General features: G+C 26.7%; 21 protein-coding genes. 5 read left to right on the top strand and 16 right to left on the bottom strand.

Translation table 11 applies throughout. The annotated features are described in order from the left end of the window. Nucleotides 1–13 precede the first annotated feature (13 nt). The 3 genes from ATCC9714_RS06405 to ATCC9714_RS06395 all read right to left on the bottom strand — a co-directional run bounded on the left by ATCC9714_RS06405 (nucleotide 14) and on the right by ATCC9714_RS06395 (nucleotide 1,974). The gene (locus ATCC9714_RS06405; RefSeq protein ID WP_021124074.1) at nucleotides 14–409 is read right to left on the bottom strand and encodes an HsmA family protein; all 396 of its coding nucleotides are present in this window, start codon (nucleotides 407–409) and stop codon (nucleotides 14–16) included. 78 nt (nucleotides 410–487) lie between these two features. Further along, the gene (locus ATCC9714_RS06400; protein WP_021124073.1) at nucleotides 488–907 is read right to left on the bottom strand and encodes a MarR family winged helix-turn-helix transcriptional regulator; all 420 of its coding nucleotides are present in this window, start codon (nucleotides 905–907) and stop codon (nucleotides 488–490) included. A gap of 128 nt (nucleotides 908–1,035) precedes the next feature. Further along, nucleotides 1,036–1,974 (bottom strand): amidohydrolase family protein, encoded by a 939-nt coding sequence (locus ATCC9714_RS06395; protein WP_021124072.1) that lies wholly within the window; start codon nucleotides 1,972–1,974, stop codon nucleotides 1,036–1,038. A 161-nt stretch (nucleotides 1,975–2,135) separates the two neighbouring features. Between ATCC9714_RS06395 and ATCC9714_RS06390 the strand changes: the two genes are divergently transcribed. Both ATCC9714_RS06390 and ATCC9714_RS06385 read left to right on the top strand, forming a co-directional pair. Beyond that, nucleotides 2,136–2,888, top strand: coding sequence for an ABC transporter ATP-binding protein (locus ATCC9714_RS06390; RefSeq protein ID WP_057574285.1), 753 nt, complete (start codon nucleotides 2,136–2,138; stop codon nucleotides 2,886–2,888). Next, nucleotides 2,875–3,678, top strand: a complete 804-nt coding sequence (locus ATCC9714_RS06385; RefSeq protein ID WP_057544768.1) for an ABC transporter permease — start codon at nucleotides 2,875–2,877, stop codon at nucleotides 3,676–3,678. Before ATCC9714_RS06390 ends, ATCC9714_RS06385 begins: the two co-directional genes overlap by 14 nt. Nucleotides 3,679–3,745: 67 nt before the next feature. Here the strand turns inward: ATCC9714_RS06385 and ATCC9714_RS06380 are convergent, their stop codons facing one another. After that, the gene (locus ATCC9714_RS06380; protein ID WP_057544767.1) at nucleotides 3,746–4,558 is read right to left on the bottom strand and encodes a nitroreductase family protein; all 813 of its coding nucleotides are present in this window, start codon (nucleotides 4,556–4,558) and stop codon (nucleotides 3,746–3,748) included. A 171-nt stretch (nucleotides 4,559–4,729) separates the two neighbouring features. Between ATCC9714_RS06380 and ATCC9714_RS06375 the strand changes: the two genes are divergently transcribed. Both ATCC9714_RS06375 and ATCC9714_RS06370 read left to right on the top strand, forming a co-directional pair. Next, nucleotides 4,730–5,773 carry an ABC transporter substrate-binding protein gene (locus tag ATCC9714_RS06375; RefSeq protein ID WP_334291097.1) on the top strand — a complete coding sequence of 348 codons (1,044 nt, stop codon included), beginning with the start codon at nucleotides 4,730–4,732 and terminating at the stop codon, nucleotides 5,771–5,773. Between the two features lie 193 nt (nucleotides 5,774–5,966). Beyond that, nucleotides 5,967–7,031, top strand: a complete 1,065-nt coding sequence (locus tag ATCC9714_RS06370; RefSeq protein ID WP_057544765.1) for a 4Fe-4S dicluster domain-containing protein — start codon at nucleotides 5,967–5,969, stop codon at nucleotides 7,029–7,031. Between the two features lie 65 nt (nucleotides 7,032–7,096). Here ATCC9714_RS06370 and ATCC9714_RS06365 read toward each other — a convergent pair whose 3' ends face one another. Both ATCC9714_RS06365 and ATCC9714_RS06360 read right to left on the bottom strand, forming a co-directional pair. Further along, entirely contained in the window at nucleotides 7,097–8,071 is a 975-nt protein-coding gene (locus tag ATCC9714_RS06365) for a DUF2804 family protein (RefSeq protein ID WP_057544764.1), read from the bottom strand. A gap of 113 nt (nucleotides 8,072–8,184) precedes the next feature. Next, nucleotides 8,185–9,060, bottom strand: a complete 876-nt coding sequence (locus tag ATCC9714_RS06360; RefSeq protein ID WP_055339093.1) for a hypothetical protein — start codon at nucleotides 9,058–9,060, stop codon at nucleotides 8,185–8,187. Nucleotides 9,061–9,233: 173 nt separating this feature from the next. Between ATCC9714_RS06360 and ATCC9714_RS06355 the strand changes: the two genes are divergently transcribed. After that, nucleotides 9,234–9,878 (top strand): class I SAM-dependent methyltransferase, encoded by a 645-nt coding sequence (locus ATCC9714_RS06355; RefSeq protein ID WP_021124058.1) that lies wholly within the window; start codon nucleotides 9,234–9,236, stop codon nucleotides 9,876–9,878. A gap of 38 nt (nucleotides 9,879–9,916) precedes the next feature. Here the strand turns inward: ATCC9714_RS06355 and tpx are convergent, their stop codons facing one another. The 10 genes from tpx to ATCC9714_RS06305 form a co-directional block, all read right to left on the bottom strand. Next, complete coding sequence (tpx, locus tag ATCC9714_RS06350) at nucleotides 9,917–10,402, bottom strand: thiol peroxidase (RefSeq protein ID WP_057544763.1); 486 nt, start codon at nucleotides 10,400–10,402, stop codon at nucleotides 9,917–9,919. A gap of 126 nt (nucleotides 10,403–10,528) precedes the next feature. After that, nucleotides 10,529–11,383, bottom strand: a complete 855-nt coding sequence (locus tag ATCC9714_RS06345) for a DUF4438 domain-containing protein (RefSeq protein ID WP_057544762.1) — start codon at nucleotides 11,381–11,383, stop codon at nucleotides 10,529–10,531. Nucleotides 11,384–11,477: 94 nt separating this feature from the next. Then, nucleotides 11,478–12,059: a TVP38/TMEM64 family protein gene (locus tag ATCC9714_RS06340; RefSeq protein ID WP_057574286.1), complete on the bottom strand. Its 582-nt coding sequence runs from the start codon at nucleotides 12,057–12,059 to the stop codon at nucleotides 11,478–11,480. A gap of 182 nt (nucleotides 12,060–12,241) precedes the next feature. Then, nucleotides 12,242–13,387 (bottom strand): hypothetical protein, encoded by a 1,146-nt coding sequence (locus ATCC9714_RS06335; protein WP_054630949.1) that lies wholly within the window; start codon nucleotides 13,385–13,387, stop codon nucleotides 12,242–12,244. A 13-nt stretch (nucleotides 13,388–13,400) separates the two neighbouring features. After that, nucleotides 13,401–14,855 (bottom strand): sensor histidine kinase, encoded by a 1,455-nt coding sequence (locus tag ATCC9714_RS06330; protein WP_057544761.1) that lies wholly within the window; start codon nucleotides 14,853–14,855, stop codon nucleotides 13,401–13,403. A 2-nt stretch (nucleotides 14,856–14,857) separates the two neighbouring features. Continuing rightward, nucleotides 14,858–15,547 (bottom strand): response regulator transcription factor, encoded by a 690-nt coding sequence (locus ATCC9714_RS06325; RefSeq protein WP_198682208.1) that lies wholly within the window; start codon nucleotides 15,545–15,547, stop codon nucleotides 14,858–14,860. Nucleotides 15,548–15,566: 19 nt separating this feature from the next. Next, entirely contained in the window at nucleotides 15,567–17,405 is a 1,839-nt protein-coding gene (gene asnB, locus ATCC9714_RS06320; protein ID WP_057544760.1) for an asparagine synthase (glutamine-hydrolyzing), read from the bottom strand. Between the two features lie 212 nt (nucleotides 17,406–17,617). Further along, entirely contained in the window at nucleotides 17,618–17,821 is a 204-nt protein-coding gene (gene cspD / locus ATCC9714_RS06315; protein WP_021124043.1) for a cold-shock protein CspD, read from the bottom strand. Nucleotides 17,822–17,926: 105 nt separating this feature from the next. Then, complete coding sequence (locus ATCC9714_RS06310) at nucleotides 17,927–19,786, bottom strand: ABC transporter ATP-binding protein (RefSeq protein ID WP_057538107.1); 1,860 nt, start codon at nucleotides 19,784–19,786, stop codon at nucleotides 17,927–17,929. Further along, the gene (locus ATCC9714_RS06305) at nucleotides 19,779–21,983 is read right to left on the bottom strand and encodes an ABC transporter ATP-binding protein (protein WP_057544759.1); all 2,205 of its coding nucleotides are present in this window, start codon (nucleotides 21,981–21,983) and stop codon (nucleotides 19,779–19,781) included. Before ATCC9714_RS06305 ends, ATCC9714_RS06310 begins: the two co-directional genes overlap by 8 nt. Between the last annotated feature and the right edge of the window lie 36 nt (nucleotides 21,984–22,019).

The following is a 22,019-nucleotide window of genomic DNA, read 5'->3' as shown; positions in this document are numbered from 1 at the left end:
TAGATTTTTATTTTTAATGCATCATCCCTATAATAGCGCCAATTATATATGGTATTAACCATAAAAACCATACAACTATGCTGAATTTATGAAAAACTAGTTGTTTTTCTTCATCATTTTTGTAAATTACCCAAGTTGCCCAAACTGCATGAAACAACATAAGTAATATAGCAATAGTTCCTGTCACCCCATGTATAGTCTGTGCTGTAGAAGAAATATTTATATTTCCTGATTTAGCTATTTGACTCATTAAAAAAGTTCCAGTTGTATCACAAATTAGTCCTAAATAAAATATAACTACATGACTTTTTTTCAATTTTTTGGCTTTTCTTTCACTAAATACACCTACTGTATAAAATACTAAAGCTAGGGTTATCGTAATTATAGCAAATATCAATTTTGTACTCATATATTCCTCCTATAAAGTTTGCATGCAAACTATTTTTATGTAATAAATATATACCCTTCACTTTATTTTGTCAAACAATTATTTTAATCTCTCTTTTATTAAATTTAAAGTATCCATAATTTTATTTATTTCTTCTTCACTTAAATTTTCAAAAATATCATCAAAAGTCTCTTCTTTTTTAATTCTAAATTCCTTAGCAAATTTTAAACCATTATCTGCAAACTGTATATAAGTATTTCTTTTATCATTATCATGTTTAATCTTTTTTATATAATTTGAATGTTCTAATCTGTTTACGATGCCAGACACAGTCCCTTTTGATAAATTCATTTTTTCACATAATTGACTTATGTTAATCTCTTTATTGTGTGCAACAAATTTTAAAACCATTATTTGCTGATGTGTAAGACCACTATCTGCTAAGTTTTCTTCTATCTTTCCCATAGATTTTGAATATATTTCTCTTATTAACATCAATATCTTAAATGAATCGCTCATTTCAACCTCCTATTATACTTATTTAATCTAAATTTCTATAAATTTTCATATCTATTTTTATACCCAATTATAAATAGTGTATAATAAGTTTTTTTAAATAAGTTATGAAGACTCTTTGTCTTCATAACTTATTTTATAGAGTTTAATCTAATTAAATCTAGTTCTTCAGCTGAAAAGATATTATTATTATAAAGCATTAAATACTCTTCACTTACATTAGAGCCAAACACAATTAAATCATCTGTATTTATACTTATATCAACACCTTTATTAAATAGTTCCTTTGCTGGATGGTTTTTTATATTGTCTATTGCCTTTAAATATAAATTACTCGTAGGACATATATTTAACCTTATGTTCCTTTCTTTTATCATATCCACAACATATTCATCCTCTATAGCTCTAAATCCATGTTGAATTTCATCTAAATTTAAAACTTCTATAGCTTCTTTAACATTATTAGCCCCTAAAAACTCACCTGCATGAGCTTTTAATTTTAACCCTTTTGTCTTTGCGTATTTATAGTAATCTTTATATCTTTCAAAACCTGTAATTGCTTCATCTCCATATAAATCAATAGACCTAAATACACCACTTTGTATAAGTTTTGAAACTAAATTTTTTAAATTTTCATCTGTTATACTTTTTGCTACTCCTATTTCTGGTTTAAACTCTATTTTATCGTTATACTTATCAACTATACTATATATACTGTTAAAAAAATCATTTTCATCTTCAAATCTAAGAATTTCATGACAATCTATACTTGCTTCAAGTTTAGTTATCCCATCATTTATAGCCTCTTTTACAGTTGCTTCAATAGTCCATAAAAAATCATTTTTAGTTTTTATATGATTTATATACTCATTAAATATAAAATCGTCTAACCCTTTTATTCCATACATATTTTCACTTGGTCTTTTTATTTGTTTATCAGTATATTTGTATATTGTTTCAAATTTCATACCTAAGCCACCATGATTATGTAATTCTCCCTTAGGTATACTTTTTAATCCTTCTATATCTTGATTTGTTAAGTACTCTTTAAATTTTTTACTATTATTCATATATATCTTCCTTTCAACATACATCTAATTTTTTTATTATATCATATATACAATTTTTTTAAATATAAGTACATATTAAAATTACTTATATATTTTTATTTTGGTACAAAACATAACTGAAGTTAATATTATAAATTATACATGTAAAAGAGGTGATATTCATGAATGAAGTTTTAAAAGTCAGCAACTTGTCAAAAACCTTTTATACAAAAGATGGAGAACTTGAAGTTTTAAAAAACATAAATTTTACTCTTAATGAAGGTGAAATATTAACATTTTTAGGACCTTCAGGTAGTGGAAAGTCAACTATTCTTAATATTTTAACTGGATTACTAATTCCTTCTGAAGGAAATTTTTTCGTTGATGGAACTGTTGGATATATGTTTCAAAAAGACCATCTTCTTGAGTGGAGAAACGTTATGGATAATGTGTTGATTGGGCTAGAAATACAAAATAAAAAGTCTAGTAAATATATTAATTTTGTTGAAAAATTACTAAAAACCTATGGTTTATGGGATTTTAGAAGTATGTATCCAAAAGAACTTTCTGGAGGTATGAGACAAAGAGTTGCTCTTATCCGTACTTTAGCAGTAAATCCTGATGTGTTATTGCTTGATGAGCCATTTTCTGCTTTGGATTATCAAACAAGAATTTTAGTTAGTGATGATATTTATAAAATAATAAAGAATGAAAATAAATCTACTATTTTAGTTACCCATGATATATCAGAAGCTATTTCTATGTCAGATAAGGTCGCAGTTTTATCCAAACGTCCTGCATCTATAAAAAGTATCTATAATATAGATTTAAAAATATCAGAAACTAGAACTCCTATAATATCAAGAAGTGCTGAAAATTTTAAAGACTATTTTAATATCTTGTGGAAGGAGATTGATTCTAGTGAAACAAAATAATGTATCACAAGGTCATAAACAATATTTAAAATCGCTAAAAAAAGAAAAGAATCTAATCTTTTTTTATCAAATATTTATATTGGTTGGATTTATAGCTCTTTGGGAATTACTTGCTAGACTTAATATAATAGATGTATTTCTATTTAGCAAACCTAGTGATATTTACAATCTTTTTATAAAATATATTCAAAATGGAGAATTGTTTAAGCATATATTAATATCTAGCTATGAGACAATAGTTGGATTAGCAGTTGGTACAATTTTGGGAATATTAGTAGCTATAATGCTTTGGTGGTCAGAAAGATTGTCTAAAATACTTGATCCATTTTTGGTTGTACTAAATGCACTTCCTAAAACAGCATTAGCACCAATTTTAATAGTTTGGGCTGGAGCTGGTTTAAATGGAATAATAGTTATAGCTATTACTATATCTGTTGTTGTTACTATATTATCCGCCTATAATTATTTTATAAGTGTTGATGAGGAAAAAGTCAAAATGCTTAAAAGTTTTGGAGCATCAAAACTTCAAATTCTTACAAAATTGATATTTCCTTCTAACATAGGAAATTTAATAAATTTAACTAAAATTAATATAGGTATGGCTTGGGTTGGCGTAATAGTAGGTGAATTCTTAGTATCTAGATATGGGCTTGGGTACTTAATAGTTTATGGTGGCCAAGTTTTCAAATTAGATTTAGTAATGATGGGAGTAATAGTATTAGCCCTTTGTGCTTTAATTATGTATCAAGTTTTAAATATAGCAGAAAAAATTTATAAAAGTAAAAGATAAAATTTAATATAAAAACAAAATAACTGAGTTCAAGTTTGTTATAAACAGGCTTGAGCTCAGTTATTTTTTATATATTACAATATCCTATTATTTCATAATCTGTTGGTACGTCATAATTTCTATTACCGTTTTCTAGAGTCCATTTTAAATCAAACATAGTTGTATCAATTATTAATGAAAAGTATAGCATAACTATCCCTACATCAACTTTACCTTCATACTCACTTGCAAATTCATCTTTTCTTACTGCAAGAATCACTTTGCCTCCATCAATTATAAATCTCCAAGGTTGTCTATTTAATGTAGATGGTGCCATTCTAGCAAAACTAAATGCATCTAATAATCCTCTTTCTTCTAATAATTCTATGGTTGCATTTTCTCCCCATTTATCTATATAAACTATCTTTTCTACACCTAATCTAGATGAGTCACTAGTAGCTAATTTAGTTTTTACAGTATCTCCATAACCTAGTGCAATAATTGCTGTAACTTCCTTATCTGATAAAATTTCAAGTTTTTCTTTTATAAGCGAACTCTCTTTAAAGGTAACCCAACATGAGTCGATTCCTAAGTCCATGGCCTTTAAAGTTAAGTTTTCTCCTATATATCCTGAATTTTCTATGTATCCTTTATCTATATCAGATAAAATGATTACATAGTTTGGTGCTTCTATCATATGTCCATTATATCCTGCTATTTTATCAAGTTTTGGATAAACTTTATCTTTATTAAAAACTTTAATTTCAGTACTTATTTCTGGTACAAGTTTTTTAGACATATTTATATATTCTTCTATTATTCTGAAATCTGATTTTTTTATTTCTTGATTTTTAAATTTTCTTACTGACCTTTTATTGGATATAAGATATTTGTAATTCATAATTTCCCCTCCCTAAAGTTATATTAAATTTTATTTTATATTTTTTATACCCAAAATCAACACAAAGCAAACATTTTCCTGGTAAATATAGTATTTTTACAAATATCTAAAATAGTTTTATCACCAATCAATTTATTTTTTAATAATATACATTATCTTTAATTTTAAGGGGTGATTTTTTTGCTAAAAAAATTAATAATATTAATAACTTTAATTACTAGCCTATCTTTGCTTCTCATCGGATGTACTCCTAAATCTAAAAGTATTAAATCTAAAAATTTAACTAAGCTAACTGTTGCAGAGGTAACCCATTCAGTATTTTATGCTCCACAATATGCAGCTATAACTCAAGGTTTTTTTGAGGAAGAAGGTATTGAATTAGATCTTATAAATACTCAGGGAGCAGATAAAACAATGGCTGCACTTCTTTCTGGAGAAGCAGATATAGGACTTATGGGGCCAGAAGCATCTATTTATGTATATAATAAAGGAAATTCAAATTATGCAGTAAATTTTGCTCAATTAACTCAAAAAGATGGAAGCTTTTTAGTTGCCCGTGAAAATACTGATAATTTTTCTTTTGAGGATTTAAAAGGTAAAGAAGTTTTAGGTGGTAGAAAAGGTGGAGTTCCTGAAATGACATTAGAGTATGTTATGAAAAAAAATGGTCTAACTATAGGCACTGATACTCAAAATGGTAAAGTAAATGTCAGAACCGATATTCAATTCAACGTTATGAGTGGTGCATTTGCTGGAGGTGAAGGAGATTACGTTGCGTTATTTGAACCTTCTGCTTTAGAGCTTGAAAAACAAGGTAAAGGATACGTAGTAGCTTCTATTGGTGAAGAATCCGGTTTAATACCATACACTGCTTACTCAGCTCCCGTAAACTATATTAAAGAAAATAAAGATACTATTCAATCTTTTACAAATGCAGTTTATAAAGGGCAAGTTTGGGTTCAAAACAACTCAGCTGAAGATATAGCAAATGCTATAGAACCATTCTTTACTGATTTTAATAAAGAAGATTTAATATCCGTTATAAATAGATATAAATCTATAGATGCATGGTCACATACACCTATACTTGAGGAAGAAAGTTTAAATCTCTTAATGGATGTTATGGAAGAGGCAGGAGAATTAGATAAAAGAGCTCCTTACGATAAAATAGTAGATACTAGTTTTGCTAAGGAAAGTATAAAAAATAAAAAATAATTTATTATTTTAGTAACATTTTAGTAAAACTTTAATATAATTTAATATATACAATTTGATGTATATGGATTCGACCTATATAAAATAAATTTTATTAAAGGCGGATACCTCTAAAGGAAAATGTAAAAAACATTTTCCTTTTTTTCTTCTCTTCTAGTATACTCTTAGTATATGAACAAAGGAGGAATATTTTATGAAGAGAATTGATGAAAGAGATATTATATTTTCAAGAGCAAACTACAAAAAAGGATCCCCCTCTTATAATGACTATTATAAAAATAATCCTGATAAAAAATTAATTGACGATAGTATACGCTCTCGCCCAAATATTTGTAGTGAAGGTTCTATGACATATAACGAAATTAATTCACCAATGGCATCTTCAGCATTTGACTTTCTAAGTGATATTAAACACCTTTGTGAAGGAAATAAAAGTCCATGCAAAATTGAAATAGATAAATATACAATTACAAAAAGATTAAAAGGTCTAGCTAATCACTACGGTGCAAAATTGGTAGGAGTAACAAAGCTTAAAGATTATCACTTTTATACACATCGAGGTAGAAATGAAAATACTTATGGAGATGAGATTAAATCAAACCATAAATATGCTATAGCATTTGCTGTACCAATGGATGTTAATATGATTAATAGGGGACCTATGTTAGCTGAAGTTGTTGAAACTAGCAAAGCTTATGTAGATGTTTCAATAATTGGTATGATACTTAGCTATTATATAAGAAATTTAGGATACGATGCCAGAAATCACATGGATTCAAACTACCTCTTAATGCCTGTTTTAGTAGCTAAAGATGCAGGTCTTGGTAGTATAGGAAGAAATACTATCCTTACATCAAAAGAATATGGATCTTGTATAAGATTAGGAGTAGTTACTACAACACTTGAGTTAGAAGTAGATGAACCTAAGGACTTTGGACTAGATGATTTTTGCTCTATATGTAAAAAGTGTGCCTATAACTGTCCTTCTTCATCTTTATCTCTTGATAAAAAGTTTCAAGAAAATAAAAATTATAATTGGAATATAGATGCTGAATCATGCTATATAAAATGGAGATATCTTGGTACTGATTGTGGAATATGTATATCGGTTTGTCCATTTTCTCAACAACTAGACTCAATTAAAAATGTAACTACCTTTAAAGATAATCTACCTTTGATAAGTGAAGTTTTAAAAGAATATACAAAAAAATTTGGCAAAAGACCATTTGTTCCAGGCAACCCATCTTGGATGAGATAATTTTAGCCGTCTAAATAATATCTCCATATTATTTGACGGCTACTTAGCTTACTTCTTTAAATTCTTCACCATTTCGCAAAATATTTTTCACACCACCCTATAGTATTTTTTACTTCTATATACCTATCTTTATATTTTATATATCCAAATATAATACCTACTTTTTGAAATTCCTTAAATCTAAAAAAGATTGCGTTATGACTTTTATTATTATCTTCAATTATTTTAAAATATAAATTCACTTCATCATTTTTTAAAGATTTTATATTTATTAATTTTTTATTTTTATCATAATTAAAGCAAATATCACTTTTAAATTTATATATTTTATCATTTATTTTAATACAATTTTCATTTAACCCTGTGTTATCAGTATATTTATCTACCAAATTTATTGATATATTTTCATTTTTATCAGATTTAAACCATGTGATTAATCCTTCCCACTCAGCTTTTTTATTCCAAACACCTCTCCCATAATCTATAAAACAATTGCTATTATCTAAATCATATTTTTTGCTTTCTATATTTAAATAGCCTTGTGTCTTAAGTCTCATATGCTTAGATGTATAGTGAAAATACTTGCAGTCCCAAGGGACTACTAAATTTAGAGATTCATAATCTAAATATACCTTAGAATTTAAATCCATATCATCCCATTTAAAATCTATATTTATATAGTTAGAACTTCTTAATATATTTATAAATTTATTTCTACTTTTAAAATGTACATATGAGTTTATTTTATCATCTAAAATAATACTTTTACTTATAGGATACTTATACTTTTTACTAACTTTTAAAAAATTTTCTAAATCAAAAAAACTCATATTCAAAATAGATATATATCCTAAATCAAATATAGAAAAATTTAATATAAACTCTTTGCTAATCCACATATACCTATTCCATATTTTTTTTATGAATATATTTTTATTTATACTACAATCCTTGAATGGAATATTCCCCCATCCAATAGAATATTCGTTTAAACTACCATTTTCATTACATAAATATTTAGTATTTTTTATTTGCCTCATCCTAATCCCCCTATACTAAATTATTAAATTAATATATGATTTTAAAGGCTAAATAGTTCCTATTTTTACAATATAAAAGAAAAAAGACCTATAAAATATAATAGGTCTTTTCTTTATGCATTTTTATACATATATAAAGCTTCTACTCTAGCAGTATATATATCTTTTTTATCATATCCTATATACTTTGCGTACTTCTCTACTTTCTCTTTTTCAAATTCAATATCATAACTAGGATTTAAATTTATAGATTCTACGTATTTATCCATTAAAAGTTTTTTATAACTCTTTATATCATATCCTAAAAATTCTGTTAGTCTCTCTATTTCTTTATTAAAATCTCCATCTTCTTTTATAAAAAATTCATAAATATCTTGTCTATACGGATTTAAACTTATTATTTGATTTATTACATAGCATTCATTAGTTTTATCTATAAACCCATCTGTGTAGTTATTAAATAGTGCATTTCCTTTCATTTCACTGTTTGAATCTATGTAGTTTGATACAATATCTACCCCATTATCTAAAAGTGCATCTATTACCGCATAATGTATTTTAAAGCACTCTTCATATATAAAACTTCCCAACGAATATATAAATCTTTTATCTTCTACGGATTTTTGTCCTAAACTAATTTTTTTACACTTTGTTTGTATTGAATAATCTTTTATTTTATTTTTTAAATTTTGTAAATTTACATATTTATTACAATAATTTTTAGTAAAAAGATTTACATCTAAAGTAATTATTCCATAGTTTACAATTATCTCTACACCTTTTTTTATACAGTTTCCTATATAACGTTCATATAATTTTATTCCAGCTTCATTTAAATCTTTAGTTTTATAATTTTTTCCAAACTCCTTAATAAACTCTTCACTATAATTTTTAGCTTGTTTTAAAAACTCTTTTCTAATACTATTATACCTAACCTTTTCTTCTGAGAATATTATTATAGAACCATTTATATCAAATTTTTCACTCAAATTTATCCCCCCTAAAAAAATTGCTAATATAAACATTATATATACTTTGCTAAAAATAGCTTTTTTCCTTCTAATTCTATTAACTTATTTAATATATTTTTCTCAAATTAGAACTATTTTCTTTTTTTTACATATTAATATAATTATCAACATTTTATAAATAGGTGATATTTATGTCAAATATATATACTTCACGTTTTATTATATTAAATGATGAAGTAACTAATATATGTTTTATGAAAATTCCTTATAATTGGGTTAGTAGAAAATATGAATATAAATGGGCAATGAACTTTATAGATTCAGATGATATTTGTTTAGATTCAGCTTGTGGTTTACCACATCCATTTAAATTTTTTCTTGCTAGTGTAGCTACAGAAGTTTATGCTTTTGATATATCTCCAAATATAGTAGATAAATCTTATATACTACATTCAATTTCAAAATTTTTTGATAAAGATGATATTGATAAAGCAAAAAAGTATATTGATAAAATCAACTTTTCTGTTGCTAATTTAATTTCCTTACCTTACCCTAATAATTTTTTCACTAAAATATTTTGTATAGGTGCTATAAGTAATCTATCTAATATTGATTTAAATATCTGTATAAAAGAATTTTATAGAGTATTAAAAAATAATGGTTATTTAATTTTAACAACAGATGTACCTCCAACTAATATTATAAAATTAATTAATTCAATTTCTAATAATGGTTTCTCATTTGTCGGAAATCTAGATTTAACAAAAAATGAAAATATATTCACAACTTCTTTGCCAAGTTGTAATAACTGTTTTAGATTATTAGCAAAAAAATAAAAAGATCTCAGTAAAACTTTTACTGAGATCTTTTCATATTATTTTACAAATTCTAATGCTTTTTCATAATTAGGTTCATTAGTTATCTCATCTAAGTATTCAGTATAAACAATTTTATTGTTTTCATCTACAACTATAACTGCTCTAGATACTAAGCCTAATTCTTTTATATATAACCCGTATGCTTTTGAAAATGCTCTATCTTTATAATCTGAAACTGTAACTACATTTTCAATTCCTGAATTTCCACACCATCTTGCTTGTGCAAATGGTAAATCCATTGAAATAGTATATACCTTTACATTATTTAATTTTGATGCTTCTTGGTTAAATTTTCTAACTTCCATATCACATACAGGTGTATCTATAGAAGGTACTGCCACTAATATTTTTTTACCTTCTATATCACTAAATTTTACCGGATTTAAATCATTTCCTACTACTGTAAAGTCTGGAGCTATATCTCCAACTTTAACTTGATTCCCTTCTAATGTTAATGGTGTTCCATTAAATGTAACTTTCATATCTATATCCTCCTATACCTATAGTTTATTTTTATCTTAATTCTTAATTTTATACAAAATAAAAGAAGTATAAAATTTTATACTTCCTTTATACCCGCCTATTAACTTGTTAAACCTATTTTAATTTTATTTTTTCATAAAATTAACTATATTTGCATTTTCATCTATTATCCCTTCTATTTTAGGAGTTTTACTAACCATTATAGTTGTTACTCCAGGTCCATGTCCAAGTGTAACACAATCACTATGAACTATAACACCTATACTAACCGCTCCTTTTAAATAACCTCTTCCATATGTATTATCACAATCTTCAAGCATAACTAAATCCCCAAATTTTAATTTATCTAGTCCTAGCCTTTTTATCTCTTCAAAATCAGCCGTCATTATATCATAATCTCCTGTATAAGCATTAGTAGATCCTATTCCTGAACCCATTAAATATGGTGGTACCTTAGCTACAACTGGAACATGTAGTTTTCCATTTTTTTCTTCAACACCTAATTTTTCAAATAAATCTGGATCTATACTCATTACATGAACATCTTCATGTCCTTCTATATTTAACCCTTGCCCATAAGCTTTAACCATAATCTTATCATCAATTGACAAATTATCTAAAACATCATCTTCAAAATGTATAAGAACATGTTCTATACCTCCATGCATACCAGTAACATATCCTTTAGAACCTTTTGCATCTCCACTTACTACTTTTGCTTCATTACCTATACATGAAAATGTCATAAGAGCATTGCTTTCTCTATTCTCTTCATTTCTTATGGATACTCCTGGCTCAACATGATCACCAGCTAAACCGTATACACTATCTCCTACCTTTACATTATAAGATATACCTCCTGTTGATGGTAGTACTACAGGTTTTCCTTCATGCGTGACTTTATAGCTTAATGCTAGTGGATGATGAATTTTGCCTTGTACTGACCATTTAACTACTTTTTCTTTATTTGTTTTTATCATAATAATTCCCCCTATTTTTCAATTTAATAATATACTTTTCATAAAATAAAAAAATCCTTTAATAATATATTATTAAAGGATTTTTTTATTTATTCTAATTATTATGTTTAGCTTCTATTTTATTATTTATTTTTCTTCCTATTAAAAATGATACTACTATAAGTAATGACACGAAAATTATCTTCATAGGGCTATGTAAAAAGCCATATAAATCATTTCCAATATAGCTTGCAACTAAAAACATTACTATTCTCCCACTTATCATAGCTGGCACGAAACTATCTGCTTTCTTTTCTGATATACCACAAGCAATCGTCACTAAACACCCTGGTATAAACGGGCAAGAATAGGCTATAAATAAGCTCACAAATCCTTGGTATTTAACCCACTTTATAACTTTATCAACTTTATCATTATTTTTCTCTATCTTTTGAAAAACTTTAAGATGTCCAAATTTATTAGATAATAAAAAAAGTAAATATGTTGCTCCACAAGAACCTATTGTCGATGCTAAAAGCCCAAATCCCCAACCTAACACCATGCTGTTTGCAACAACGATTCCCATAAGAGGAAGGGCTGGTATAAAACTTTCTAAAAAACTTGCACAGGTTCCTATTATAAATACTAATAAATAATTGTCTCTAGCTAATGTAAATAGCGTCTCTATATGCTCCATACTTCTATCTCCTCAATATACGCAAGTAATCTTTTAACTTTAAATTAATTCAGTATTTAAATTACTACTATTTTACTCCTAATATTTTTTTATAGCAATATGTATTACATAATTGTAATATAACTACATAAGGTTCTAAAATCTCTTTTTTTATATAAAAAAATGACAACTCAAACGAGTTATCATTTTTTATTAGTTATATCATATATATATATATTACTTTCAGTATAGCTAGCTCCGTCTACAAAATAAGCTAATTTATTATTATCACTTATATCTATATATGGAATGCCTTTTATCATAGGTATAGATCCAAGCTTATAAAAATCAAAATCTGAATCATATCCACTTATATTATAAACATCTATAGTACTCTCACTATTTCCAGTATAATAAACTGTAACTAACTTTGTTTTATCTTTACTAATATACATATCATCTAGATGTATCCCTTTTATAACCTTTTTTTTATGGTTTTGAATATTGTAAACACATATATAATTTTGTTTTGAATTAGATGCTTTGATTAAAATATTATTATCATTTAAAACTTCAAAATCATATATATTTTTTACAGAGTTAATTTTCTTAGTTGTATCATTTTTCAAATCATAGATACAAATTTCATTTTTAGAGATATTTAGACTATATAGTTTTGTTCCATCTTGTGAAAATGCAATTTTATCTATATATCCATAACTTTTTAAATTATATTTGTATTTATTATTTATTTGATTATCATCTATACTATATTCAAATAATTCACCTTTTTTATAACCATAAAATCCACTGCTATCAGGTATCCACCCTAATATATTAAAGTAAAAATCTAATGTAACCTTACTTTCATCTGCCATATTATAAACTATACTTTTGACATTATTAAATTGATTTGATTTATTTTCACTTATAGTATCATACACTATAATATCTCTTGAGGGTGATATACTTCCCATTTTATACATAATATCATTTTCACTTTTTATAGTTTCTACATTTTTAATTTTTTTATTTTCAATATCTATATCATATATATTTATTTCAGACTTATTATTAGATATATGATCACTTATAGCCATTAATTTATCTCCATTAAATTTCATATCTAAAATATAATCTTTTACAGATATCATAGATTCTAGTTTTATTGTTTCATCTTTAACTTGAGATTCACTATTTTTATAGTTATATGTTTCTATGTTTAAATTAACATTTTTAGTATATTCTTTGTGGGAATACACAGTTACATATACAATGAGTGATAGTATTCCTACAATAAAAAGTAAAAGTATTATATTCTTTATATCTTGCTTTATATTTTTTAGCATTATATATGTCTCCTTAACTTATTGTAGGAAGCTTTACAATAACTTGAGTTCCTTTGTTAACTTCACTTTTTATATATATTTTTCCATTATAGCTATCAACTATAGACTTTACAATTGCTAGACCTAGCCCAGTACTTCCAAGTTCTCTAGTTTCACTCTTTGATACTCTATAAAAAGGCGATAGTATATTGTCTATTTCCGAAGCTTCTATACCTTCACCTGTATCTAAAACAGATATATTAACATATTTTCCATCTCTATGAGCATCTAAATATATATCAGAGTTCACTTGGCCATACTTAATTGAATTATCTAATAAGTTTATTATAATCTCTTTTATTTTATCCTCATTAGCTATAATTTTTATATCACTCTCTACATCAAATTTAATATCCATATTATATTTTCTAGCTTTGTGTATCATATCTTCACACATACTAATAATAATTTTTGATAGATCAATTTTTTTCAATTCGTAGTCGAAATTTTTATTAGTATTTTTAGATATTTCTAAAAGTTGAACTATCATCCGATTTAATCTATTAGCTTCAGATATAATTCTATTTATTCCTTTATTAAAAAATTCTATATCACTAAACTCATTATCTTTTATAATCTCACTATATCCAATTATAGTTGTCATTGGAGTTTTAAGCTCATGTGTAACATTATCAAAGAATTTTTTCTGTTTTTCTGATAATTCTTTTAAGTTATCCCTATCAGTTTCTATAGTCTTTATTTGTGTATTTATAGTTTCTAGCATATTGCTAAAATCTGAAGCAAGTATTCCTAATTCATCTTCAGACTCAATATCTATTTTCACATCAAAGTTTCCTCTTGTGACTTCTTTTGTTTTATTAGCTAATTTTTTTATAGGTAATGTAATTTGCTTAGAAATTATATATGCAATAATCATACTTATAGCAAATATCATTATTGAGAAAATCAAAGTTTTATCAACAAAAGATGTTGTCTGTTCAAATAAAGGAGTGTAATCACTTACAAACCTTATCATACCAATAAACTTATCATCTCTTAAAATAGGATAGGATACATAAACCAATGCTTTATTGTCCTTATACTCTATAGTATATGATAATTCTCCATTTCTGGCATTTTCCATATCTTTAGTAACCTTAGGTATTTTATGTGCATCTACTTTAGGATACACTAATCTGCCTCTATTGTTGTATATATATACGGTTTTTCCTAATCTATAAGTTAAATCTTTAGAAATATGGCTACTTTCCGCTGTAAATGCAATTTTGTTAAATTCCATTTTATTAAATCTAAAGTACTGTTCTAGATATAAATTTATACTCTTTGTTGTTTCTTTTATTTCATTACCAATTAAATATTCTACTATTTTATTTAAAGAAGAATTACTATACATTACGATAGAAAATATAACAAAGAAAATTATAACTAAGAAAAACATCATTATTTTATTAGTTATTGACTTATTCATACTTAAATTTTATTCCCAGATAATTTATAACCAGTGCCTATTACAGTTTGTATACAGTTATAATCGCCTAATTTTTTTCTTAGTCTTTGAATATGAGTGTCAACCGTTCTACTCTCACATTCAAAGTCTATTCCCCATATACTATCAAGTAATTGAGCTCTGGTTAATACTGTATTTATATTATCAACAAAATATAAAAGGAGTTCATATTCTTTACTAGTTAGATGTATAATTTCATTATCTATTCTTACTTTCATTTCTTTTTTATTTATCTCTAATCCATTATCTAGCCTTACTAATTCTATATCTGTTTTAATATTATCAGATAATAAACTTATTCTTCTAAATATAGATTTTACTCTTGCGATTACTTCTCTTATATTAAATGGTTTTGTTATATAATCATCAGCTCCTAGTTCTAATCCTAAAACTTTATCTATAGTGTCTGACTTGGCAGTTAACATTATTATAGGAATAGAATACATAGTAGTTACTTCTTTGCATATATCAAGTCCATTCATATCAGGTAGCATTAAATCTAATATTATTAAATTAGGTCTGAAACTCGAAGTCCATTCAAGAGCTTCCTTTCCTGTTCCTGCTATTTTCGTTTCATACCCTTCTTTTTTTAAAGAATATGAAAGTATATCTGATATGTTTTCTTCATCTTCAACTATTAATATCCTTTTCACTTTTATATCCTTCTTTCATTTATAAAGAATCTATGCTAATTCCTTCAACAAATATTTGATGCCATAAACAAAATGCAAAAACTGTCCAAACTTTTCTTGAGTTATCTTTAAATCCTCTTATATGTTCATCTAATAAATTTATAGCATATTCTTTATTTATAATATCATCCGTTTTTGAAGTATTTATAACATTTCTTACATATTTTCCTAAATCAGATTTTAACCATACTCTTATTGGCGTAGGGAATCCTAATTTTTTCTTTTCTACCATATGAGGAGGCACTGCATCTTTAAATGCTTCTCTAAGTAAAACTTTTGTATTTTTATTACTTATTTTTTGATCTAATCTTAAATTTTTAGCAACTTCAAATACTTCTTTATCTAAAAACGGAACTCTAAGTTCTATTGATGATGCCATTGACATTTTATCACCTTTTAATAAAATGTCTCCTTCTAACCATGTATTTATATCTATATCTTGCATAGTTGTTACATAGTCATAATTTTTCTTCTTACAATCATCATATAATGGCTTTAATAACTTATCGTAAGTATTATTTTTATCAAAATTATTAACTATTTCTTTTACTTCATTATTTTCAAATATTTTAGCATTTCCTATATATCTTTTTTCAAGCGGAGTAGTAGCTCGTAGAAGGTAATTTTTACCTCTTACATTAGGTAATTTTTTAAATATTTTATTTAAAGCATGATTCATATTGTCTGATAAGTTTAAAAATGGTTTTACACTGTCATATTCTTTGTATATGTTATATCCTGCGAAAAACTCATCAGCACCTTCTCCTGATAAAACAACCGTTACATGTTTTCTTGCTTCTTTTGATAAGAAGTATATTCCAACACAAGATGGATCTGCTAAAGGATCATCTAGGTTGTACATAACTTGGGGTAAAGCTTTTATATAATCTTCTTGGTTTACTCTTATTTGTATATTTTCTATATTTAAAGCATCAGCTGTTTTCTTTGCAACTTTTAACTCATTATACCCATCAACCTCAAATCCTACAGAAAAAGATTTTATTTTTGGATTTATTTTAGATGCTAAACTAGCTATTATAGTTGAATCTATTCCTCCTGATAAGAATGTTCCAACTTCAACATTAGATATCATATGATGCTTAACTGAGTCATTTAATATGTTATACACATCTTCTTTTGTAACTGTTTTTTCATTTGTAAAGTTTGCTTCGAAATACTTTTCAAATTTTATTTCATTATTTTCTATAGTAAAACAAGTTCCATTAGGTACCTTTTTTATATCTTTCATCATAGTTTTATAATTTGGAACATATTGGAAAGATAAGTAATTTTGTAGGCTTTTATTATCTACATCTTTTTCTTTTACTAAAGGTATTAAAGATTTATATTCTGATCCAAATGCTATATATTCATCATTTTCAGTATAGTATAAAGGTTTTATACCAAAATGATCTCTTGCTCCAAATATAGTATTTGTTTCTTCATTATATATTACAAATGCAAACATACCTCTTAAATCTTTAACTGCCTCCTTTCCATTTTCTATATATGAAGTTAATAAAACCTCTGTATCTGAATCCGTTGAGAATGTATGCCCTTTTTCTATAAGATCATCTCTTAATTCTTCATGGTTATATATTTCACCATTAAAAATTATAGTAGCTTGTTTTTTGTTAAATGGTTGGTGTCCATGAGCTAAGTCTATTATACTTAATCTTTTAAATCCAAATCCAACGTTATCTTTTACAAAGTATCCCGTGTCATCTGGTCCCCTGTGATTTATCTTTTCTGTTAGCTCTTCTAATAAATGTCTATCTACATTGCCCTTTTTATTGTATATAAATACGTGTCCACACATACTAACTCTCCTCTTCTCATCTGTTATATCTATTATTCTACTTTTTTTTATTATTAATTGCAAATTTTAACACAATCATGTGACAAAATCGTTACATAAGTGTAACAAAAATGAAAATTTAAAATACTTTTAAAAATAAATTAAAAAAACAAAAAAAACTAGAGAAATATCTCTAGTTTTATTCCCTAATTGTGTTTTATATATAAACTCAATTATTCTGCTATAGTTACGTTAGCAGCTTGAGGTCCTCTTGCTCCTTCAACTATTTCAAAGTTAACTACTTGACCTTCTTCTAAAGATTTGAAACCATCTTTTTGTATAGCTGAGAAATGTACGAATACATCGTCTCCACCTTCTACAGATATAAATCCAAATCCTTTTTCATTATTAAACCATTTAACTGTTCCATTCATCATTTCTGAATCCTCCTAAAACCTTGTTACACTAAAATTTAACATTTATTAATGTTAGTCTTAGTGTACCATAATTGGCTTAAATTTACAATATTTTTATACTAAAATTTAACAAACTTCATCGCATTCTTCAAACTGACTATTGTATAAAGATGAGTAGAATCCTCCCTTTTCTAATAGCTCCTCATGACTGCCTTGTTCTACTATATCTCCATCCTTCATAACAAGTATTAAATCAGCATCTTTTATAGTTGAAAGTCTGTGAGCTATTATAAAGCTAGTTCTACCTTCCATAAGATTTTCCATAGCTTTTTGTATAAGTACTTCTGTACGAGTATCAACAGAACTTGTAGCTTCATCCAATATAAGTATTTTAGGGTCAGCTAAAATAGCTCTAGCTATAGTTAAAAGTTGTTTTTGTCCTTGTGAAACATTATTAGCCTCTTCATTTAATTCCATTTTATATCCATCTGGAAGAGTCTTTACAAAGTGATCTACATGTGCTGATTTAGCAGCCTCTATAACTTCTTCATCACTTGCATTAAGCTTTGAATATCTTATATTTTCCATTATACTTCCATTAAATAACCATGTATCTTGAAGAACCATTCCAAATAGACTACGTAAGTCACTTCTATTGAAGTCTTTTATATTATGTCCATCTATTAATATAGCTCCTTTGTTTACATCATAAAAACGCATTAATAATTTAACTATTGTAGTTTTACCTGCACCCGTTGGTCCCACTATAGCTACTTTTTGACCAGCTTTTATATTAGTTGTAAAGTTATTTATGATTATTTTATCTTCACTGTATCCAAAGTTTACATGGTCAAAACTTACATTTCCTTCTATATTTTCAACGCTTGCTGGATTTTCACTTGTTTGAACTTCTTCATCTTCATCTAAAAATTCAAAGGCTCTCTCAGCTGCAGCGGCCATAGATTGCATTATATTTGCAACCTGAGCAGTTTGTGCTATTGGTTGGTTAAAACTTCTTACATATTGTATGAAAGATAATATATCTCCTACTTCTATAGTCTTTTTAATTGTAAAGTATCCACCTAATATAGATACTAAAACATATCCTATATTACCTATAAAACTCATCATAGGCATCATCATTCCTGATAAGAATTGAGATTTCCATGCTGATTCATATAATTTATCATTGAGTTCATTAAATTCATTTATTGCAGCTTCTTCCCCATTAAAAGCCTTTACTATATTATGTCCTCCATAAGTCTCTTCTACTTGACCATTTACATGACCTAAGTACTCTTGTTGAGATTTAAAGTGACTTTGAGATTTTTTTACAACTACAGATATTAATATTCCTGAAATAGGAAGTATTAATAATGCAACTATAGTCATTTGCCAACTTATAGATATCATCATTATAAGTACACCTATTACAGTAGTAACAGCAGTTATAACTTGAGTCATAGTTTGATTTAAGTTTTGACTTAATGTATCTATATCATTTGTCACCCTAGATAAAACTTCTCCATGAGTTTTCTTATCAAAATATGATAGTGGCATACGATTTATTTTTTCTGAGATCTCTTTTCTTAATTTATATGATACCTTTTGTGATATCCCAGACATTATAAATGACTGAACATAGGAAAATAATGCACTAATTACATAAAGGCCTAAAAGTATTCCAAGAATCTTACCTATATAATTAAAATCTATTCCTCCATTACCTTCTCCACCAATTTTTCTTACTACTCCCTCAAAAATTTCTGTAGTAGCATTTCCTAATACTTTAGGTCCTACAATAGAGAAAGCTGAACTCCCTATTGCAAATATAATAACTATTAATATAGATAATCTATATGGTTTTAAATAGTTGAAAAGATTTTTCATAGTGCCTTTAAAATCTTTTGCTTTTTCTCCACCTTGCATGCCTTTAGGTCCACCCATTCCTGGGCCTTTTGGCATAGTTTTTTTATTATTAGCCATTTGCAAGTTCCTCCTTTGAAAGCTGTGATAGTGCTATCTCATTATATACTTCACAAATTTTAAGAAGTTCTTTATGAGTTCCTATTCCTACAACCTTACCTTGGTCTAAAACCACTATCTGATCTGCATTTATTATTGTACTTATTCTCTGAGCTACTATAAGTACTGTAGAATCTCCTGTTTCTTCATTAAGTGATTTTCTAAGTGCTGCATCTGTTTTTAAGTCAAGTGCAGAAAAACTATCATCAAATATATATATTTCTGGATTTTTAGCTATTGCTCTAGCTATTGATAATCTTTGCTTTTGACCCCCAGAAACATTAGTACCACCTTGTGAAATTTCTGTTTCAAATTTCTTAGGTTTAACATCTATAAATTCACTTGCTTGAGCGATCTCTGCTGCTTTTCTTACAGTTTCTTCACTAACATCCTTCTTACCATATCTTAAGTTAGAGTTTATAGTTCCTGAGAATAATACACCTTTTTGTGGAACATATCCTATCTTTTCTCTTAATTCATGTTGAGTAACATCTTTTACATTTACTCCATCTACTAATATTTCACCTTCTGTTACATCATAAAAACGAGGTATTAAATTTATAAGAGTTGACTTTCCTGATCCTGTACTACCAATAAAAGCTGTAGTTTGACCTGGTTTTGCCGTAAATGTTATATTACTTAAAACATCTTCTTCTGCGTTAGGATATCTAAAACTTACATTTTTAAATTCAACTATACCTTTTTTATTTTCATCAAAACTTTTAGTTTCTTTTTTATCTTTTATTACTAAGTCAGTAGATATAACTTCATCTATACGTCCCATAGAAACTACTGCACGAGGTAGGATCATAGAAACCATTGATATCATTAAAAATGCCATTATTATTTGCATAGTATATTGGATAAATGCCATCATATCTCCAACTTGCATGCTTCCCGAATCAACACTATGAGCACCATTCCAAACAATTACAACTGTTATTACGTTCATTATAAGCATCATTGTTGGCATCATCATTGACATTGCTCTATTTACAAATAAATTAGTTTTCATTAAATCAGTATTAGCTTTATCAAATCTTTTTTCTTCATGCTTTTCAGTACTAAAAGCTCTTATTACTAACATTCCTGTTAACATTTCACGAGTTACTAAGTTAACTTTATCAACAAGTTTTTGTACAGATTTGAATTTAGGCATAACTAATCCAAATAATACTAAAACTACAGAAAGTATTGCAAGAACTGCTACCCCAATTATCCATGCCATAGATGTATTTGTATTTAATACCTTTATAAATCCACCTATTGCAAGTATTGGAGCATAAAATACTATTCTAAGTAACATTACCATAAGCATCTGTACTTGTTGTATATCATTAGTACTACGAGTTATTAGTGATGCTGTAGAAAATTCATCCATCTCTTTGTTAGAGAAAGATACAACCTTTCCAAATACTTGTTTTCTTAAATTTCTACCAAGTTTTGCTGCTACTCTAGCTCCTAAGTATCCAACTGCTACTGTTGCTACCATACTTATAAGTGCTATTCCAAGCATTATAGCTCCAGCTTTAAATATATAATTAGTTTGTAGTTTATCTACGTTCATACCAATAGCTTTATATTCAGCTTTTACATATCTTATTGCACTTTGACTTACCATACTTTCTGGCATCTTACTTATTTTTTCTTCAACTGAAGATTTCATATTATCTAAAGCTTCAGTTGGCATTGTTCTAAGTACAGACATAACATCTGTATTTTTATTTACTGGTACTCCTGGCGGTGTAATTTTTTTTAATATTTGTGTTTTGTTTTGTTCAATTCCAGAAGCAATCATCATAGATTTAGCCATTATAGGGTCTAAGTTATCTATTACTGATTTATCTTTTGTGTTCAGTTCATAAAGTTTTTCATCTACATTACTATCTTTATATTCACCTTTGTTTAATAATGTATAATATTTCATTACTTCGTCTTTATCGCTTTTGCTCATGAACAAAGTAAGATTGTTCATTTGACTTTCTCTTATGACCTTTGGAACTGCATTTTCAATTCCGCTTTGTTGTATACCAACATTTACTATATCAGATGTATAATCTGGTAAAGATAGATCACATGTTGCTTGAATTGCTAAAAGTACAACAATAAGCAACACAGAACCTATTGAGTTTCTTAAATGTTTAATCAGCTTAATCATTTCGCTCGTTCTCCCTTTTAGATATTAATTAGTTAT

The organism is Paraclostridium sordellii (assembly GCF_000953675.1).
Lineage (GTDB): Bacteria > Bacillota > Clostridia > Peptostreptococcales > Peptostreptococcaceae > Paraclostridium > Paraclostridium sordellii.
Note: the sequence above shows the minus strand (reverse complement) of the source record. Positions and strands in the feature narration are given on the sequence as shown.

Excerpts from the sequence above, each read along its gene's own strand:
- ATCC9714_RS06305 (WP_057544759.1), bottom strand. The coding sequence starts at position 21,983 with ATGATTAAGCTGATTAAACATTTAAGAAACTCAATAGGTTCTGTGTTG.
- ATCC9714_RS06355 (WP_021124058.1), top strand. The coding sequence starts at position 9,234 with ATGTCAAATATATATACTTCACGTTTTATTATATTAAATGATGAAGTA.
- ATCC9714_RS06390 (WP_057574285.1), top strand. The coding sequence starts at position 2,136 with ATGAATGAAGTTTTAAAAGTCAGCAACTTGTCAAAAACCTTTTATACA.
- ATCC9714_RS06335 (WP_054630949.1), bottom strand. The coding sequence starts at position 13,387 with ATGCTAAAAAATATAAAGCAAGATATAAAGAATATAATACTTTTACTT.
- ATCC9714_RS06310 (WP_057538107.1), bottom strand. The coding sequence starts at position 19,786 with ATGGCTAATAATAAAAAAACTATGCCAAAAGGCCCAGGAATGGGTGGA.
- ATCC9714_RS06370 (WP_057544765.1), top strand. The coding sequence starts at position 5,967 with ATGAAGAGAATTGATGAAAGAGATATTATATTTTCAAGAGCAAACTAC.
- ATCC9714_RS06330 (WP_057544761.1), bottom strand. The coding sequence starts at position 14,855 with ATGAATAAGTCAATAACTAATAAAATAATGATGTTTTTCTTAGTTATA.
- asnB (WP_057544760.1), bottom strand. The coding sequence starts at position 17,405 with ATGTGTGGACACGTATTTATATACAATAAAAAGGGCAATGTAGATAGA.
- ATCC9714_RS06400 (WP_021124073.1), bottom strand. The coding sequence starts at position 907 with ATGAGCGATTCATTTAAGATATTGATGTTAATAAGAGAAATATATTCA.
- ATCC9714_RS06405 (WP_021124074.1), bottom strand. The coding sequence starts at position 409 with ATGAGTACAAAATTGATATTTGCTATAATTACGATAACCCTAGCTTTA.
- ATCC9714_RS06345 (WP_057544762.1), bottom strand. The coding sequence starts at position 11,383 with ATGATAAAAACAAATAAAGAAAAAGTAGTTAAATGGTCAGTACAAGGC.
- ATCC9714_RS06395 (WP_021124072.1), bottom strand. The coding sequence starts at position 1,974 with ATGAATAATAGTAAAAAATTTAAAGAGTACTTAACAAATCAAGATATA.
- ATCC9714_RS06340 (WP_057574286.1), bottom strand. The coding sequence starts at position 12,059 with ATGGAGCATATAGAGACGCTATTTACATTAGCTAGAGACAATTATTTA.
- ATCC9714_RS06365 (WP_057544764.1), bottom strand. The coding sequence starts at position 8,071 with ATGAGGCAAATAAAAAATACTAAATATTTATGTAATGAAAATGGTAGT.
- tpx (WP_057544763.1), bottom strand. The coding sequence starts at position 10,402 with ATGAAAGTTACATTTAATGGAACACCATTAACATTAGAAGGGAATCAA.
- cspD (WP_021124043.1), bottom strand. The coding sequence starts at position 17,821 with ATGATGAATGGAACAGTTAAATGGTTTAATAATGAAAAAGGATTTGGA.
- ATCC9714_RS06380 (WP_057544767.1), bottom strand. The coding sequence starts at position 4,558 with ATGAATTACAAATATCTTATATCCAATAAAAGGTCAGTAAGAAAATTT.